Here is a 17,603-nt window from a genome sequence, read left to right on the forward strand (position 1 = left end):
TTAGTTGCGTCCTTTGCGTCTTCGCGGTAAATGATACTCCAATGAAACAAATTGACGTTTGCCTGACCCCGGATCTGCTGCACCTGCACACCATTGATAATACGATTGTGGTAGTGGCTGATGTGTTCCGGGCTACTTCCTGCATGGTTACGGCCTTTGCCTATGGTGTGGGCAGCATTATTCCAGTGGCCACCGTCGACGAATGTCGCGCCCTGCAACAGCGGGGTTATCTGGCTGCCGCCGAACGAAATGCCCAAACGGTAGAAGGGTTCGACCTCGACAATTCGCCTTTCAGTTACATGGATGAGCGCCTCGAGGGTACCGACATTGCGATGACCACCACCAATGGCACATTGGCCATCACCCGGTCACGATCAGCGGTGAAGGTACTGGTTGGCTCGTTCCTGAACCTGGATGCCATTGCCCGCTACCTACGTACCCAGACCTACGACGTCATGGTGCTGTGTGCGGGCTGGAAAGGGCGGGTCAACCTGGAAGATACCCTGTTTGCCGGTGCCCTGGCCCACCGCCTCCGCAACGATTACGCCATGCATGAAGACAGCGCCCTGATGGCCCATCGCCTTTACTGCGACGGCAAAGACAACCTGGTTAGTTATCTGGCCAATGCGTCGCACCTACGGCGGCTACAGCGGCTCGGTATCCAGAAAGATATCGCCTATTGCCTCCAGCACGACCTGTATGACGTTGTTCCGGTATTACGCGGCGGGTCACTGGTGAAAATGGAAGTCTAAACGAGTTTACTGTTTGCTGTTGCCCTGCTAACGTACCTGATTGTAGTTTAGCAGCGCAACAGCAAACAGCAAACACAAAAAAGATGACGTTCCCAGACATCACCATACGCTTGCAGGACCGGTTTGCAGTGACTGCCGTGACAACCGGACTGCAGCCATACCTGACCGTACAGGCCAACGAGTTGGTAGCGATCTGCCAGTTTCTACGAAATGATGATCGGCTGTTTTTCGACCTGCTGGCCTGCATAACAGCTATCGACAACGGACCGGACGTGAATACGATGGATGTGGTGTATAACCTGACGTCGATTCCCTACGCACACGATCTGATGTTGAAGCTAACGGTGCCGCGACGGGAGCCGGCCCCCCCTAACCCGGATGCGCCCGATCAGCTGCCCAACGTACCCAGCCTGAGTGCCGTTTGGCGCACCGCCGACTGGCACGAGCGGGAAGCCTTCGATTTGGTCGGCATTCGATTTATCGGGCACCCCGACCTACGCCGTATTCTGCTACCGCTCGATTGGGACGGACACCCACTCCGCCGCGATTACCAGGAACCTGAACGATACCACGGCATTTCAACGAAATAACGGTTATCAGTAACCCGTTATCAGGTGATATGATAGCTTAGCAACACGAACCACGGTTGACCACTAACTGGATCTCGATAATTGACTTATGACTCGTTTGCGTTTATTTTTTCTCCTGCTAGTTACGGCTACCACCACATTCGCCCAATCGTCGGTCGATTCGGTCATTGTGTCGGGTCAGGTACGTCGGCTATCGGCGAAACTGTACCGGCAATCGCCGACGGTGCTGGTTACCCGGACAAACATAGTACGGGGAGGCGTTGAACAGGCATTTCCAACGCCACTCCAGCCCGATGGCCGGTTTCGGGTGGCCGTGCCGATTGTGTATCCGCAGGAAGAAATGCAGTTTGTTATTGGTGACGCCAGCACTCCTTTTCTGGCTTCGGCCGGTAATCTGACGATCGATCTTGACAATGACTCGCTGTACGTAGCGGCCATTCCCTTTCAGTTCGGCGGTGTAAACGCCCAGGTAAACCAGCAGTTTGCCCAGTACAAAGTGTTTGAAATCAAAAACAAGCCCGACGAGAACACTCAGAAGCGAACGCTCAGGAAAGCGCTCAACGGCGATATTAACCAGACGTTCAACACGCTATACCAATCCTTTATTGCCCCCTTTACCCAGTTTGCTACCAGGCAGACCGTGTTTCCCCTGGTTAGAGACTGGGTCGTTACCAATGCCCGGTACGATGCCGCGGCCTATGTGTATGACAAAGCCCTGCAGGAGCAGCAAGCGATACCAACCAATTATTTCAAGGCAATCACCACCGATGCCGAGGGGCTTCTTACGGCCAGTCGGGCCATTGCCATGAAACGGTTTGGGGCCTATGCAGCCATGCGTATCGAGCAGAATACCCCTACTGGCGGGCGTGGCATACGCATTCGCACCCTGGCGCAACTCATTGATCAGTTCGGCGTTGGCCTTACCGCCAACGATCGCCAGCGACTCGCCACTTTTCGCGAAACGAATACGGCCCGACCAGCCGATGTACGCTACCTGTCGAAGCTAATGGAACGTAGTCCCGATACGCTGACACGGCTGCTAACCTATGAGAACACACTCCAGGTTGCCCGCTCCCTATTCGATAGTCTAGCCATCGACTACCTGAAAGGGTACATGATGGCGATCACCATGGCCGAGTCTCCCCTCACTGTAACCCGACTTCTGTCTGATTACATTTATCCGCAGGTTGGCAACCCGGCCATAAAACGGTCGTTCAGCGATGCGGTTGGTCAGGCACTTCGCGACACGGCGCTGGTACGTCAGGCCCGTACCGCCTATCTGGCCCTGGAGAAGCAGCCGGGTATCAACAGCGGCTTTGTCAGCGATGGGGTATACGTGACAACTGGTACCAACCGGAATGGGGCCTCATTGGTAGAAAAAGCTATTGATCAGAACCGGGGGCACGTCGTTTACGTGGTATTATGGAACCCGGTCAGCGAACCTGAACGGCAGCTTGCCCGCGACGCACAGCGGCTTCGCGACGTTTTCCTGCCACGTGATTTCACGATTCTTTACGTGAGTACCAATACCGACGATGATGAGGTCTGGCTGGAATCGATCGTTCGGAACCGGCTGAAAGGCGAACATGTCCGGTTGTCGGAGCTACAAACGATTTCGATTTTCAGTATTCTGAATCTAAACGAATTAACGCCGGTCCGCCTCATTACCCCACAGGGGAAACTCGTCAAAAAACCCGTGAACACGCCCGATCAATTCGACCAGTTAGTCAATCAGATCCGGGCTTTGTTGCTGTAGCTTTCACAGGCTGGTCAGTCGATGAATCATCTGATTTTAACAAACATTTTCAGACAGAACAGCCATTTACGGAAAGGCGACCGTTTTTTAGAAGCCAGCAACTTGTCACGGTGCTGAAAGAAAGTCATCACCCGAACAAAGTTGTTGCGCAGCGAGAAGCTTTTGTAGCTTTCATTGAGCGTAGCCAGCACCTGTTTTTGTTCGGTCAATTCGGCGGGGCATTTCTCATACAGCAACGCAATTCGTTCGCGTATATCGTGTAGCTTTTCCGTTTCAGTTTTCTGTTTTCGTGGTCGCCGAACGCCATCGACCCGGTGGGTAATGCCAAACACATTCTGGCTATGCTGCCGGTAATCGACCAACACCGTTGGAATAAACCGAATTGGCTTATGAAACGTCGCGACGAAACACAGCCAGTGATCGTGTGGCATGCTTGTTGGGAAAGGTATGGTCTCCTGCACCAGCTTTCTCGTTAACAGCATAGCGTGCCCCGGTGCCGTATTCCAAATAGCGAAGGCCAGACAGTTATCGAAATCCCGAACGGGTTTTACATCAGAAATAACCATATCCAGGCTGTTGCCTGCTTCATCGATGAGTCGGGAATCGGCGTAAGCCAGTTCACTGTCGCCAATTTCGGCCACCAGGGTACTGATTTTGTCGGGGTGCCAGACATCATCCTGATCGCTGGGAGCGATGTAGTCTCCAGTAGCCAGTAGCATACCCTTCTCGAAGTTGCGAACGTACCCAAGATTTGTTTCGTTGAGCACAACCCGCACAAAACTGTACTGGGCTGCATACCGGGTAAGAATGGCAGCAGTCGAATCCGTTGAACAGTCATCTACAATCACAACCTCCAGATTTGGGTACGTCTGCCGGACAATACTATCGAGTTGAGCTTCCAGAAAGCGTTCGCCATTGTAAGTGGCCAACACAACTGAAACCAGAGGAAGTTGCTGCATAATGACAAAAGTACTCAGTATGTACAGATAGGCCGTTATTCACCAGCGCTGATACCACTTAAGGTAACCACTATTTCGTATATAATGACGTCCTTTTCGCTACCGGCCATGTCCACGCGTGTGCCCCCGTGCAGGGCGCCCAACCCGAGGGGGGCGCGCTCTGCCATTACCCAGCAGCCCACCCGAGTCGGTACGCAACAGACCATAACGCAGATACACGCCGTAGAACGTCTTGGAGCTGTCAGTAAATTCACTGCTGAAATCGTAGTAGCCGGTAGTCAGGCCAATCCCCAGCCGGGGGGCTACCTGTGCAATAATACTGTAGGTCAGTTCCAGCATCAGACTACCCGCCTTATCAAATACCCGCCCCGCGCCAATAGTCATTTCGTTGGCGAAGACACCGTAATTGGCTACGTCCATGGTTACGCGCCCTTCCAGGAACATCGTCGAGTCTGGACGAAGCGAATTCCGGCCAACAGCGACGCCCAAATCAATGACATTGAATGATTTACCAATCTCCACACTCTGCGAGATCCGGTCACGTACAGCCCCCAGCCCGGTATAGATCAGCAAAGGGTTAGCCCGGCCATACCAGGGGGCCGCTTTAAAATTGAATACAGATTTAGTCGAATCCTCCGATGATCGACTGATCGACTGGTACGTTTGCTGATTCCTGGCAGTGCGGGTCGAGGTCGAATCTACGCCCGATTGCGCCTGACAGCTGACTTCAACCCAGTAAGTCAAAACGAGGAGCAAAAACAGACCACGGTATGGATTCATAAAAGGTGGTTGACCATACATAGCTTAACTGTAGTGTCTAAAGGCAGGCGGATAAACCTCGCCCAAGTTAGGCATGGACCAGTTCTGACAACAAAAAAGCCAGTCAATATTGACTGGCTTTAGTCGGGAAGGCGGGATTCGAACCGCTGGGGCGGCCCGTCTACGCCCGCTTGCGCCCATACAAATAGACTCTTGATTATCAACAAGTTATCAAGCAAAAGTAACACTCAGTTAAGGGGGCAGGTAAGTACTTAATAAGCCTACGCTACTCCACGAGGCTCTCCGGTTAGCGTACAATTAAACGTGATAAGGCATTAAACCGGAAAAGCTACCAGCAACTCCCGTCTTAATCCTTATTCTGCTGGAAGTGAGACTCTGAGCAAAATCAACTTGCCGCTGCCGTTGCCTGCTTTCTACAGTCTTAATCCTTATTCTGCTGGAAGTGAGACTCTGAGGGATTGTACCGAAACAAAGGAAATGCGATTGTCTGCGTCTTAATCCTTATTCTGCTGGAAGTGAGACTCTGAGAAATACCAGAAGCAGCAACAGGGGTAATGTTGCAAGATTGTCTTAATCCTTATTCTGCTGGAAGTGAGACTCTGAGAAGTATCAAGAGTCAGAGAAAGGCGAAGAATGGGCAACGTCTTAATCCCTATTCTGCTGGAAGTGAGACTCTGAGAAGGTGAACCAATGCTCTACTATCCGAATCAGTTTAGTCTTAATCCTTATTCTGCTGGAAGTGAGACTCTGAGTAAACATGAAATAAAATCATGGTCAATAATATAACGTCTTAATCCTTATTCTGCTGGAAGTGAGACTCTGAGGCATAACTCAAAATCCAAATGAACACGACAAATCTAAGTCTTAATCCTTATTCTGCTGGAAGTGAGACTCTGAGATCTGTTAGTAATTTACAAGCAGTAGGAGAAACGGGTCTTAATCCTTATTCTGCTGGAAGTGAGACTCTGAGCCACTAATTTTCAAGCTATTGAACAACAATACGCTAATGTCTTAATCCTTATTCTGCTGGAAGTGAGACTCTGAGTCTACTTCTAAACAAGTACACATCGCCAGGTAGACAGTGTCTTAATCCTTATTCTGCTGGAAGTGAGACTCTGAGGTTGATAATTCTCAATCATCAGTTGAAATGACTGATGAGTCTTAATCCTTATTCTGCTGGAAGTGAGACTCTGAGAGACTTGTAAATTCTGTGTTTAATCGTAGTGCAAACTGTCTTAATCCTTATTCTGCTGGAAGTGAGACTCTGAGGTTGATAATTCTCAATCATCAGTTGAAATGACTGATGAGTCTTAATCCTTATTCTGCTGGAAGTGAGACTCTGAGAGACTTGTAAATTCTGTGTTTAATCGTAGTGCAAACTGTCTTAATCCTTATTCTGCTGGAAGTGAGACTCTGAGATTCGTTCAGGAATGCCGCAAAGAACTCTCTGGTGAGCGGTCTTAATCCTTATTCTGCTGGAAGTGAGACTCTGAGGAGTGCCTGCTCGGCGAAAGATTACCCGGCGCTCGGTCTTAATCCTTATTCTGCTGGAAGTGAGACTCTGAGCACTAACGCCTTTATGGGTAGGGCCTCCAGCACCTACTGGTCTTAATCCTTATTCTGCTGGAAGTGAGACTCTGAGTATCCTGACTGCTGACGATATACAGACCGCACTAAGTCTTAATCCTTATTCTGCTGGAAGTGAGACTCTGAGTATCGATGTACTGATCTGGGAGGGTTGCAAATACTCGGTCTTAATCCTTATTCTGCTGGAAGTGAGACTCTGAGACACATGGCGGTTCGTGAGAACTCGAATGGCTACCGTCTTAATCCTTATTCTGCTGGAAGTGAGACTCTGAGTCAAATCCCCTTGAAAGATGTTGATCACAGCCGTTTTCCTGTCTTAATCCTTATTCTGCTGGAAGTGAGACTCTGAGATCTACCTGATGCAGTAGATAGCAACTCATGGCAAAGTTGTCTTAATCCTTATTCTGCTGGAAGTGAGACTCTGAGGCTGAGAAAAAACTTTACGATGAGGCATTAGCTAGAATGTCTTAATCCTTATTCTGCTGGAAGTGAGACTCTGAGTCTCAATAATTCAGGTGCATACTGATAGATGAACTAACTGTCTTAATCCTTATTCTGCTGGAAGTGAGACTCTGAGGAATCAGACATTGAATCTACTGCCAAAGGCAGGAAATTGTCTTAATCCTTATTCTGCTGGAAGTGAGACTCTGAGGGCTACATCGGTGACAGGCCTGTAAATCAAGAAGTAAAGAACGCGTTTATTGAAAAAGTTCAATCCAATCATACTTATTTTAAATCAAAAAAGGAGCGTATCAGCTGCTTAGTCAACAAGTTTACTCATTCTTTCTGAATCCTGAAAGCGCGCCAGCCAACCTGCTTTTTCACTGAATCCCAGGAAGCAACCGCGTCGACCGTCACCAGCGTATCGCCAGCGATGGCCAAACCGGTCAACCTATCGGCAGGTACGTATATATCACCAACAAACCCTATACCCTTGCCCGGCGCCAACCGTAATGGTCCCTGTTGTGTTCGGGTCTGCAGGTGAGTCAGGGGTAACTCAGAAAGTGCGGCCGTCTGGACACGCAGTTGCAGGCGACCTTCTTTCTGCTGTTGCGTGTAGCGGATAGCCACCTTAGCGCCTGCGGCAGGATGTATCTCAAATTTGCGCGCCGGGAAGCTGCCCCTCGTATGCGCATCTATCGCTACATTGACATACTGCCCTGTACTATCCACGCCCGTAACCAAAACCACCGTTTCAGGTAGATCATGCCATAACAGCTCGTGCGCCTCGGTCAGTAAGCTGCTATACCATTGACCTGTCGACTGGGCGGCAGCCTGCATATAGCGAGTATCGGTCAGCCAGTGTTGTACCTCGAGCGGTATTGGCCAGCCGTTTACCTCACGGGTTTGTAGCAGGCGATCGATCTCGGCGCGAGCATCGGCCCAGCGATCCTGGGCAATTAACCAGGCGGCTACCCGCTGGCGTAGTTTTACCAGGAACGTTTCGGGTGTGCCCAGCGTCAGCGCACGGGCATAGCACATCCCTACCTGCTCGGGCGATACCAGTTCGGCCAGCATTGCCCATACCCAGAACTCGCGCTTTTTCAGGCGGGCAACCGGCAAAAACACCCGCATGGCCTGGCTGGCCTGATCGAGACGCAGCAGGAGCCGGGCCTGGTAGTACGGCAGAAAATCCCAGTCGGAATGCCGGGCCACCAGCGCATCGATCCGGGCGAGCCAAGGGGCCGCCAGCGTATCGGGCAGGACAACCAGCTGAAGCAACTGCCTGGCAACAGCCTGAATTAGCCCTTCAACCAATGGCCGCGACGTTCTTCCATCACCATAGCTCTCCGTCTCTTCGTCGTCTGGCCGGAAACCACCCTCCCAGCCGTGTTGGTCGAATAACCCCAGCCAGTCGATCCCCGTATCAGCATGCCGCAGCAGCGCACGCCACCACACCGAACGGACCAGACAGGCTTCCAGTGGCACAAAAGGCGCAGCCAGTACAACAACTTCTGCCAGCGGGCCTACTGACAAGGTATCTGGTTTATGGCGCAGCAAAAACCGACAAACGCTCCACAAGACCGATTCACGCCAGCGTGGATCGTCGGTCATCGGGAAGCTGGCAATAAGTCCCAGCCCGCGCAGCATCCGGGTAGTATCCGCGCTTCCAGACGTGTCTTTAAGCAAATTAGCATACACCCACCCCAATGCCCGGACTGCAGTAGGATTGGTCGGATCGGCCTCGTATTGGGTACGTGCCTGCTGGTAGGTAGTGCGTAGGTCGGCAGTCGGGCGGGTAGGTAGTGTGTTATTCTCGAAGGTCGTATCGGGATGAAAGGTGAACGCTTATACAAACACAGTATGCCTGGGGGCAGTCAGTTGCCCCAATTCAAAAGACTTTCCAATGCACTGCAAACTAGTTAACATATCTTCGCCAACCGGTAGTACCATAATGCTGTCCTGGTTTTCGTAGAGCTGCTGAATCTCACGTAATAGCGCTGTCAGCTGACTATGACGGCGGCGGTGAATGCGGGCGAAGAAAACGGATTTCTGAACTCTGATGCAGCCCTCTTTCTCCAGAAGCCTGGCTACCAGGCGACGGATCTTGTTGTTCTCAATGTCGTAGCAGATCAAGCAGTACATGTCTTCAGGGCGTTTGCGTGGTTGTTGTGCCAGCCAACCCATCCAGTTGGCCAGATGGTCCGGTACGGTCTGCCCATCAGCTAGTTGCCTGGCAGTCAGTGCCGGTAAACCAGCGTGCGCCTGTCGGTTATTCTGTTCAACAGGTGATAGGGGAACAAGTCGTTGTCGGCGGGGCATAGGGCGAAAGGGATAGGATGGACAAACAGAACACGGTCAGTTAGGGCAGAGTGCCTCCAGAATGGGGACCTGCTGCACAACTGGCGCTGGAAAGAGCAGGTTGTACAGTTGGTTGTAGAGCACATCGGCCAGCGTGGGATCCGTACCGGTTTTCGGCGAACGCACGACCGAGAAGCCTCGTTTGCCATAAAATACGTTGACTTCTGCCCGCCGAAACCCCTGCTTCACCACCACCTTCAATCCAAAGTTTAGCGGAGCAAATTCAGTAAGCTCCCAGTTCAACTGGCTACCAATTCTGCAAACAGCAGGCTGAATCCCAGCCAGTTCGTCGGGCACATACGTCTGTTTTTCCCGCCTGACAGGGGCCGTTGGATTCATCGTCTGTAGCACATTACGATACTTTTCCTCGTTAATAGGCCGGTCGGCAGGTGCCTTACGGGCTACAACCTGAACGTCGGTGCCGGACAGGTCGAAATCATCTGACTGATTGCCCTCCTGTGAGGCGGTTGGCAGCCAGATCTGCCAGTCGACCGGCATCGAATCGGGATTATGATAACAAGCCGGGTCATGAGCCAGGAAGCAGGCCCTGGTCGCGTCTGATGTGCGCAGATCAACGCTTTGAACAAACCCGTATGTAGCCCCAAAATTCCCCGCGAAGTTGCGATAGGCCATCGTAAATGCTTTGGCGTCCTTGCATGGACCCAACAACCGGAAGAACAGTTTCAACCCCTCTCCCGACGGCGAAACAAAGGCCATTGCCACCGACAGATCGGCCCGAATGGCATCGGGTACGCGCCCATCCAGCCCGGTACAATGATCAAGGTCGAGGATGAAATAAGTGGCCTCCTCCAGCATATCCAGTCGACGAACGCCCGTTGTAAAGACGCTTCCCACTACATAAGGCAAACTGGTTTTGGCCATCCTGTAGGCATCCCGGTCAAACTGGGCCAGCTTTCGTAAACGTGCCGTCTGACGCTGTAGGGCGTCATCGACACGTACCTGCGTAGCAACCTCTGCCAGCGTAAATACCTGTAAAGCGTCGGCCGCATTGGTGATACGCTGACCAAGTGAAAGTGGGTACGTTGTCATAACTATGATTGGTTGATGGTGAAGAACAAAACAAATCTACCGCTCCATACTGCAACACAATTACAGTGAAATCAAACCCATTGCCCAAACGCTTCCGGACAGGGAGCGTTTCTAAAGTGCCGGGTCGTTCGCATCCAGTTTCTTTAGCACACTGGCCAGTTGCTGTGCTTCTAGAACGATGTGCTGGCCGCGCGACCGGGCCAGACCAGTTTTGCCGTGCTGAATAACTTCCGACAGATAGTCATTCATAGCCTGAATCAGAATGCGCTTGCCGGTGGTGTTGAGATACATACCGCCACTTTCCTGGTCGAAAAACTCATCGAAGACAATCTCCTGCATCAACAGGTGGCACACAACATAGTCGGCCCAGGCACGGAAAGGCTCAATGAAGTCGTACGTCAACACGGGTCGGTTGTATTCATCGCGGTGCATGACACCCACGAAGGGATCCACCCCCGCCTGAATCAGGGCTGATTCGCACTGACCGTACAGCATGCCATAGGCATAGTTAAGCAGGCAGTTGAAGGAATCGGTAGCGCCCCGGCCGCTTCGTTTTTCAAACCGATACGCCACCGGCAGACAGGCATTTAGTTGCGTGAAATACACTCTACCGGCACTTCCCTCCAGGCCACGAAACGTAGCGAAGCACTCACTCAGGTCGTCGACAGGTACGTTTCGCATTTTCTGGGCATACCGGTCCAGCGCATGCAGGCTCGGTTCTATATCCTGTAGATAAGTGTCACCCATCAAGGTACCCAGTAAGTCAAGCACAATAGCCTGATTCTCCAGCTTTCGTAGTAGCAGCCCCCGGATCCATTCGCCCCCGGCCCGGCTTTGTGCGAACGTCAGCTGGTGTTTCCGAATGGTGGCGATTGACCCAAACCGATTGCTCCAGACCCGCCCGGTTGGGAACCCTCTTCGATCCACAAACAGGATATCCGTATCCTGGCCAATAGCCGTCATCACCACATCATGGCTTAACCGGGTAGCTGCATGGAGCACGATGCTGCTTACCTCGTGAACAGGCAGAAAGAACTCCTGCTCACGGGTACGTATCCGGTAACGCCCGCCCGATACAGACACGCTGCTACCACGCTGATTGAGTACAAGTTGTGTCGTCATGATCGTAAAGGTTAACGTAGCGTCAGAAACTGAGTGAGCATCGCCAGCGATTTAGTCTGGCTGCCCTGCGCCTGTACGGCCTGCTTTCGAACTCGTAGCTCATGCAGCCACTTGTTCCACAGGGCCGCCAATAAATCGATCTCCTTCAGGTTGTCGAATTTGGACCGTAATTCGACCACGCACACCGCCAGGTTTGGCAGCGGTTTGGTTACCGGCAGAAGTCCTTCAGTAGGCATGGCCAGCGTTGCTCGCCAGTTGGGGTCGCGACGGAGCCGCTCCAGCATTCGCGAGTCGGTGGCGCGGTTGCCTTGCCGAATAGCGCGCGGGTTGTTCTCGAAATCGAAATACCCGTCGGTGATGACCACCAGCACGTTGCCGTAGCCGGGATCGAGATCGGTTGGCAGTTGCTCATTGGCATACTGCCAGAGGTCGCAACCAGCAAAATCGCGGGCCTGCCGTTTCCCGGCCAGCGCAACAGCATACAACTGCATCAGCTGCCGGGGCAAGTCCGCTTTTAATGCATCGAGCCGCTGACGTTTCTGAGCCATAGCCGTGGTGCCCATATCCAGGTAAAGCGCATCCATATATACCCCAGGCCGATAGCTGATACCCCGTTGAGGCGCAACGACTACCCGAAACCGGTCGTGCGAATTGATAATCAACTGGCTTCTGACCTGCTGTTCAAAGCGGGCGAAGACGGCCTGCACCAGTGCGGCGTCCCGTCGGGCCTGATCGGGCACCAGCAGCCGATCCGACAGGTCGAGCAGTACCACGTAGTTAACAGGTCGTGCCGGTTTGGCTGGACCGGCCAAGGCGCTGACTGTGAGTGTAAGCGATAACAGGAAGTAGAAGAAAGTCGTCATAAGGCTGAGAGGTTGGGTTAACTAAACAGGGAATGAACAGGTAGCTGCTCAGCGGCCGGCTCGCTGGACAGGTGCCGGGCATAGAAAGACTTAATGACGGCATCACAGGCATCCCGCAGCGGAGCGTCATTGCCCATCCGGTTGTTTACGTAGGTCAGCCAGCCGTCGTAGAAATCAGTCACATATTTCTCCAGTTCAGACGGACTGAAAACGACCGACTGGCGCCGCGCCTGCAGTGATTTGACTTCCAGTTCGATGCGAGCCAGCTGACCTTCCAGATCGGCCAGGCTCGCTGTCAGCTCATTGATCTGTCCTTTCAGTGTCCATTGTTTCTCCTGCCGGTGCTGAATGTCCAAGGCTGTAATACGGCCTACATCTTTCTTACTGACCTCCTGCATCCAGGCATGCAGGAGCGCGCTCCAGACCAGGGCAGCTACAAAGCCCAGGGCGATGACGAGCCAGAAAACCGGCGATGCCCACCAGGCATGATCACCAGCCTCGGCCAGCCCCATCAGCACTTTCACCTCGTGGTTTTTGGCTTCCACAAAGTAGGCGATTAGCCCATCGGTACCAGCAATAGCGCCCAGCAACGCTACCAGCAGGAGCCTGCCAATCAGCGTCTTGTAGTCGACCAGTACGTGCAGCAAGCCGCCAAAGGCAAACAGGAGCATCGGCCCGCACCAGTGAAAGTCTATCACTGAAAAAGCGGCTTTGGCGAAAATGGCCGACAATACGCCCGCCTGTCTGTCGGGACCCGCTGTCTGTAGCTCACCTGCCAGATCGCGGTAAAAAGCCGAATAGAAGGCCGATACGTAGAACAGAAACATGAACAGCGTCAAAAAGCCCACCAGGCCGCCATACAGCCGCAGTTTGACCCGGTCGAGGTGGTTGGGATCACGCAGCCCGGCAGCCTCATCGCGGCGGATCTGCAGGATCTCCTCATTAAGTTGCTCGATAGCGTCGCGCAGGGCAGGCAGTTGGGTGCCGTTGATCTTCCGAATGTCGGTGCGCGCTGTCTCGGCCTGCTTTTCCAACTCGAGCAATTGAGCACCAACACGCTGCTCGTGCTGCTGTCGCCGACTATCGTCATTCCGCTCGTCGACCAGATAACCGCGCAGTACCCGATTCAGCAGATTGTCGAGCGCCTGGGCATTACCGCGGTGTTGTTCGGCTTTCTCGTAGCCAACCGCATGGAGGTTCACCGGGGCAAGCGGCAACTCATCGGCTGGTAGCAGCGTAGCGGGCATTCCATTGCTGTCCGTATCGATAGTAGAACTAGTACTGTTGGCGGGCGAAGAGAAAAGGGTAGCAAACGTTGTCATGGTGTATGGTTGGTTTGGTATGAATAGACATAGAGGCAATTAGGTAAGTCGCAGCCGTCGACTGGCTGGCGCAAAGCAACGGTCGTTCACTGCAACGGAATTGCAGCAACAGGTTAATTCTTCTTCCGGGTTACCGGATCACGCGGAAGGTCAGGTTAAGTCGTTCGCCGATGGGCGCAGCTGTCTTGGGCACCTGGTGTTGCCAGAAATGCTGGGTCTCCCCTTTCATCACCAGCAACGTGCCGTGGCCCAACTCCACCTCATGCTTTACGGCATGGTCATCGATCCGACGTAGCTGAAATCGGCGCGCAGCTCCAAAGTTGACCGAGCCAATCACCGGGTTGCGGCCCAGCTCTTTCTCGGCATCGGTATGCCAGCTGATGTAGTCCTTCCCGTCGCGGTATCGATTCAGCAGTACGCTCGAAAACTGCACGCCTGCTACGGCTTCGATCCGTTCTTTGATCCGTAGCAGGTCGGCTGTCCAGGGCTTTGGCGTCAGCTTAATACCCGAATAGGTATACGGCTTGTTATCGTCGCCGTACCAGGCCGACAGGCGCGGTAAAGGAATCTCTTTGCCGTACATTTTAATGCGGTCCTGCTGCCAGTCGATTTGCGTCAGCAGGCTTTGCAACAGTTGATCGGCTTCGACTTTGCCGAAAAATGTAGGATAATACAGCAACTCCGCGTTCGGTAGCTGAATGAGCGGATTGTAGCTGGGCTGCGGTTGGCCAAACAGGTCGAGTTGATTCGTCGTCATAGCTGTAAGTTGATTAAAGTTGAACAGAGAAAATACATTCGGTCCGTTTCACGGAATACGGTGCATACACCTTCCTGTAGATGCTCAGTACGCTCCCCTGAAAAGAGTCTGTCCGTTGAGACAGCGTTTTGGCCTGCTGAAACTGGTCTCTAAATGCCCGTAGCCGTTGATTCCGAAAATCAGCAATGGCCGGGCTTACGCATACAAAAAGATTCAAGCCCCGTTGCGTGGCTATAATCCGATGGGCAATAGCCTGGTGATCTACCTCGCACATGTCCAGCAGATTCGAAAACAGGTGAATCTTCACAGCCTCTGGGTCCGTTACCAGCAACGATGTAGACACCTTATCGGCCTTGTCGTGCAGCGCCTTGATGACGGTATCTTCAGCGGCCAGTACGCTTAGGTGATCAACGGCTCGGCTCAATGTCAGTTTGGCCGGTTCGATCAGTGTAAAACGCCGGATGTTCAGACTGATCCGATGTTGCCGTACATAGTCGAGCAGTACCCCACTGGCCATACCCTGACCGCATCCCCAGTCAACTACTTCAATGCCGGCTGTCAGCATACCTACATGGGCAAAGAGGGCTTCAAATGCACTGTCGAGTTTCAGCCGGTGCATATCCCCGTAGGCAGCCAGATAAGCGCTGCACTGTTCGTCTGTGTCGAGTAGCGCCGTTCCGCTCTGGAGGGCCTGAAAATCGGCCTTTGTACCATTGGCCACAAATTGCTGGACATGGTGCTGAATGATGCCGGTGAAGGTGGGCGCAGTACCCAGCATGCGTTGGAGGTGGAGACGATAATTATTGTCGAATGGTGAATCAGGTTGCGTGCTTTGCCGATATTGACGATGCAAAACAAAGCGGCTCTACTGCAATGGAATTGCCGTGGAATCTAATACCTTTCTGAAAAAGGACTGTTGATGGGCATTACTAAAAACTACTTAGGCCGTTTGATGGCCATACATGAGCGGCTTAGTACGGGTATACACTACACGAAGGAAGAACTCCTGGAGGCTATTGAGACAGCGACAGACAGTCGTCCTTCAGAAAAAACACTATATAATGACATTAGAGCACTTAAAGATGAATATGGTGCGCCAATTCCCGAACGTGATCGATCGGGAAAGCCGTATTTCTATACAGAGCCATTTTCGTTGTTCGGTTTACTAAATCCAACCGATGCCACCCTAGCTAATGAGGCGGTTGCGTTGGTTCGGCAGATGAATACCCTGCCTCAGTTTGCAGGACTGGAAGAAATCTTGCTAAAATTTGAGCAGCAGCCAGGCGTCATTGGCAAGGCCAGAGAAAGTGTAGTGCAGTTTGAGCAGAATACGGGCTATACCGGGCTGAACTGGCTCCGACAGCTATATGACGCTATCCTGCAAGACCACCCGATACTGCTGGATTACCAAGACTTCAACTCAAGTAGCTCGACCCGCTACGAAGTTAGTCCTTACTTGTTGAAAGAATACAACAATCGTTGGTTTCTGCTGGGTTACGCCGAGGGTTGGTACGAGGGCCGTCCCTTTCCACTCGATCGTATTCAACGGATTGTTCTTCTGACCAATAAACGCCGTCGGTCCGGCAAAACAGACTGGAGAACTGAGTTTGCCGACATTGTAGGTGTAACACGTATAGTTGAACACCCCGTTGAGCCCTTACTGCTGCGCGTATGGCTTCCCCGCGCCAAGTACGTGGCGACCAAGCCGTTCCATACTTCGCAGAACCTGGTAAACAAAACCGATACGTACCTGGATTTCCAATACAATCTCCGCTGGAACCCTGAATTGATAGCGAAACTATTGGAATTAGGCCCCGACGCCGAGTTGCTTAAGCCAGCACACCGCCGGGCCGAACTAGCTGAGAAGGTAAAGCTGATGATGCACCGCTACACAGCCAAGTAAGGTAACCCTTCAAATAGAGTGCTGATGCTTCCCGCTTGAACTAACTAGCCTGTTAACTGTTATTATGCAGTTGGTATACTGCAAAAAGACAGCTATCTTCACACACATTATGGGTACGAAAACACAACGGCTCGATACATTACCTCGTTATGTGCCTCAACGGGCCACAGGCTTCGCTATCATCGAACGGGCTCGGCAGGGGGTCAACACGCAACGCGTTGATCAGCTTAGCCAACTGCTTGGCCTTTCTCTGAAAGAGATGGCGGCGCTATTGCAGATTGCCGAACGTACTCTACACCGCTTTCGTAGCGAGGGCAGGCTCGATCAACAGGCTTCTGAGCGCTTGTTGCTGCTCGACAACCTGGCAGCACATGGATTACAGGTGTTTGATGACCGCGCCGATGCCTTGGCGAACTGGTTGCGGTATCCGCTCCGCGAATTGCAAAACCAGCCCCCCTTTCAGCTGCTGACAACCATCAGCGGGTTTGGTTTGGTCGATGACGTGCTGACACGCATTGAATACGGCGTTTATTCATAATGCTCGTTTATCGACTCTATAAAAGCACCTATATTGCTGAGCCACTCTCAGCCGAAGGAGCACGTCGGGCCGGTGGTCGCTGGAATCCCAAGGGGTATCCCATCTTATATACGTCGGCCACGCCAGAGTTGGCCCTGCTGGAAGTAGCGGTCCACCTGAACCCACAGTTCATACCCAGCTTTCACCTGCTTGTTCTTGACATTCCCGATTCGTTTCGGACTGTTTCCGTCGCTGATCTTCCCGAAAATTGGCAGGACGAGCAACCTAACGAATCGCTTGCCTTTCACCTGATCGACTGGCTGCGCCAACCCGATATCCTGACGGTATCGGTACCCTCAGCTATCGTCACCCGATCGCAAAATTTCCTGCTACACACACTGCATCCCGATTTTAGCAGTCAGGTACGCATCATCGAAAACGCCCCCTTCCCCATCGACAGCCGGATAGTGAAGGGTTGATTGGTTGGCGATCCCGCAGAGGCACATCCTCGCGTCTCCTGACCTGTGCGTCAGCCGCGTTACATGGAAAACAGAGAAATCATGTGGGTGTGGAGCCGCAAGGATGCTTCTCTATAGTAGATCACGTATTTCATCGCGGATGGTATCGTAAATGCCGAAACCTGTGATGTTGAAAATCTGATCGAGGTCGGCCAATAATCCTTCTACTTTGTAGTCACCTCCCAACACTTGGTTAAGTTCGTTATTGAGATGTGAGTAGGTTCATAAAGATGCTTTCTTTTTTAGGTATGGCAACTTACACACCTGCTGACTACGAACTGCTGCGACGGCGTTGTGCCGCTCTCAAAGAGCAGAACTGGCCCCA

16 protein-coding genes and 1 CRISPR repeat array are annotated in these 17,603 nt (G+C 52.5%); of the genes, 6 read left to right on the forward strand and 10 right to left on the reverse strand.

Annotation, left to right across the window (positions count from 1 at the left end):
- Positions 1–41 precede the first annotated feature (41 nt).
- The 3 genes from ACAW75_RS22080 to ACAW75_RS22090 all read left to right on the forward strand — a co-directional run bounded on the left by ACAW75_RS22080 (position 42) and on the right by ACAW75_RS22090 (position 3,098).
- On the forward strand, positions 42–752 hold the full coding sequence (locus ACAW75_RS22080; protein ID WP_370730935.1) for a 2-phosphosulfolactate phosphatase: 711 nt from the start codon (positions 42–44) through the stop codon (positions 750–752).
- 83 nt (positions 753–835) lie between these two features.
- Positions 836–1,342: an NADH-quinone oxidoreductase subunit C gene (locus ACAW75_RS22085; RefSeq protein WP_370730936.1), complete on the forward strand. Its 507-nt coding sequence runs from the start codon at positions 836–838 to the stop codon at positions 1,340–1,342.
- A gap of 88 nt (positions 1,343–1,430) precedes the next feature.
- Positions 1,431–3,098 carry a hypothetical protein gene (locus ACAW75_RS22090; protein ID WP_370730937.1) on the forward strand — a complete coding sequence of 556 codons (1,668 nt, stop codon included), beginning with the start codon at positions 1,431–1,433 and terminating at the stop codon, positions 3,096–3,098.
- Between the two features lie 26 nt (positions 3,099–3,124).
- Here ACAW75_RS22090 and ACAW75_RS22095 read toward each other — a convergent pair whose 3' ends face one another.
- From ACAW75_RS22095 to ACAW75_RS22140, 10 genes are all read right to left on the reverse strand, one after another.
- Positions 3,125–4,057 carry a glycosyltransferase family 2 protein gene (locus ACAW75_RS22095; protein ID WP_370730938.1) on the reverse strand — a complete coding sequence of 311 codons (933 nt, stop codon included), beginning with the start codon at positions 4,055–4,057 and terminating at the stop codon, positions 3,125–3,127.
- Positions 4,058–4,156: 99 nt separating this feature from the next.
- Positions 4,157–4,837 carry a hypothetical protein gene (locus ACAW75_RS22100; protein ID WP_370730939.1) on the reverse strand — a complete coding sequence of 227 codons (681 nt, stop codon included), beginning with the start codon at positions 4,835–4,837 and terminating at the stop codon, positions 4,157–4,159.
- Positions 4,838–5,180: 343 nt separating this feature from the next.
- A CRISPR array of direct repeats spans positions 5,181–7,076; the repeat unit is 37 nt; unit sequence GTCTTAATCCTTATTCTGCTGGAAGTGAGACTCTGAG.
- A gap of 125 nt (positions 7,077–7,201) precedes the next feature.
- The gene (locus ACAW75_RS22105; protein ID WP_370730940.1) at positions 7,202–8,554 is read right to left on the reverse strand and encodes a DUF7017 domain-containing protein; all 1,353 of its coding nucleotides are present in this window, start codon (positions 8,552–8,554) and stop codon (positions 7,202–7,204) included.
- A 159-nt stretch (positions 8,555–8,713) separates the two neighbouring features.
- Positions 8,714–9,187, reverse strand: coding sequence for a CRISPR-associated endonuclease Cas2 (gene cas2 / locus ACAW75_RS22110; RefSeq protein ID WP_370730941.1), 474 nt, complete (start codon positions 9,185–9,187; stop codon positions 8,714–8,716).
- A 36-nt stretch (positions 9,188–9,223) separates the two neighbouring features.
- Positions 9,224–10,276: a CRISPR-associated primase-polymerase type B gene (locus tag ACAW75_RS22115; RefSeq protein WP_370730942.1), complete on the reverse strand. Its 1,053-nt coding sequence runs from the start codon at positions 10,274–10,276 to the stop codon at positions 9,224–9,226.
- Positions 10,277–10,387: 111 nt separating this feature from the next.
- Entirely contained in the window at positions 10,388–11,398 is a 1,011-nt protein-coding gene (gene cas1 / locus ACAW75_RS22120; RefSeq protein WP_370730943.1) for a CRISPR-associated endonuclease Cas1, read from the reverse strand.
- 11 nt (positions 11,399–11,409) lie between these two features.
- Complete coding sequence (locus ACAW75_RS22125; RefSeq protein WP_370730944.1) at positions 11,410–12,261, reverse strand: hypothetical protein; 852 nt, start codon at positions 12,259–12,261, stop codon at positions 11,410–11,412.
- A gap of 17 nt (positions 12,262–12,278) precedes the next feature.
- A complete protein-coding gene (locus tag ACAW75_RS22130) occupies positions 12,279–13,583 on the reverse strand; it encodes a hypothetical protein (protein ID WP_370730945.1) in 1,305 nt (434 codons plus the stop codon).
- Between the two features lie 130 nt (positions 13,584–13,713).
- Entirely contained in the window at positions 13,714–14,340 is a 627-nt protein-coding gene (locus ACAW75_RS22135; protein ID WP_370730946.1) for an alpha-ketoglutarate-dependent dioxygenase AlkB family protein, read from the reverse strand.
- A gap of 13 nt (positions 14,341–14,353) precedes the next feature.
- On the reverse strand, positions 14,354–15,118 hold the full coding sequence (locus ACAW75_RS22140) for a hypothetical protein (protein WP_370730947.1): 765 nt from the start codon (positions 15,116–15,118) through the stop codon (positions 14,354–14,356).
- A 174-nt stretch (positions 15,119–15,292) separates the two neighbouring features.
- Between ACAW75_RS22140 and ACAW75_RS22145 the strand changes: the two genes are divergently transcribed.
- From ACAW75_RS22145 to ACAW75_RS22155, 3 genes are all read left to right on the forward strand, one after another.
- On the forward strand, positions 15,293–16,243 hold the full coding sequence (locus ACAW75_RS22145) for a helix-turn-helix transcriptional regulator (protein WP_370730951.1): 951 nt from the start codon (positions 15,293–15,295) through the stop codon (positions 16,241–16,243).
- Between the two features lie 109 nt (positions 16,244–16,352).
- The gene (locus ACAW75_RS22150; protein WP_370730948.1) at positions 16,353–16,781 is read left to right on the forward strand and encodes an Xre family toxin-antitoxin system antitoxin; all 429 of its coding nucleotides are present in this window, start codon (positions 16,353–16,355) and stop codon (positions 16,779–16,781) included.
- Positions 16,781–17,239 (forward strand): RES family NAD+ phosphorylase, encoded by a 459-nt coding sequence (locus ACAW75_RS22155; RefSeq protein ID WP_370730949.1) that lies wholly within the window; start codon positions 16,781–16,783, stop codon positions 17,237–17,239. The genes ACAW75_RS22150 and ACAW75_RS22155 overlap by 1 nt, the downstream gene beginning before the upstream one ends.
- Positions 17,240–17,603: the final 364 nt, after the last annotated feature.

Source organism: Fibrella arboris (assembly GCF_041321095.1).
Taxonomy (GTDB): domain Bacteria; phylum Bacteroidota; class Bacteroidia; order Cytophagales; family Spirosomataceae; genus Fibrella; species Fibrella arboris.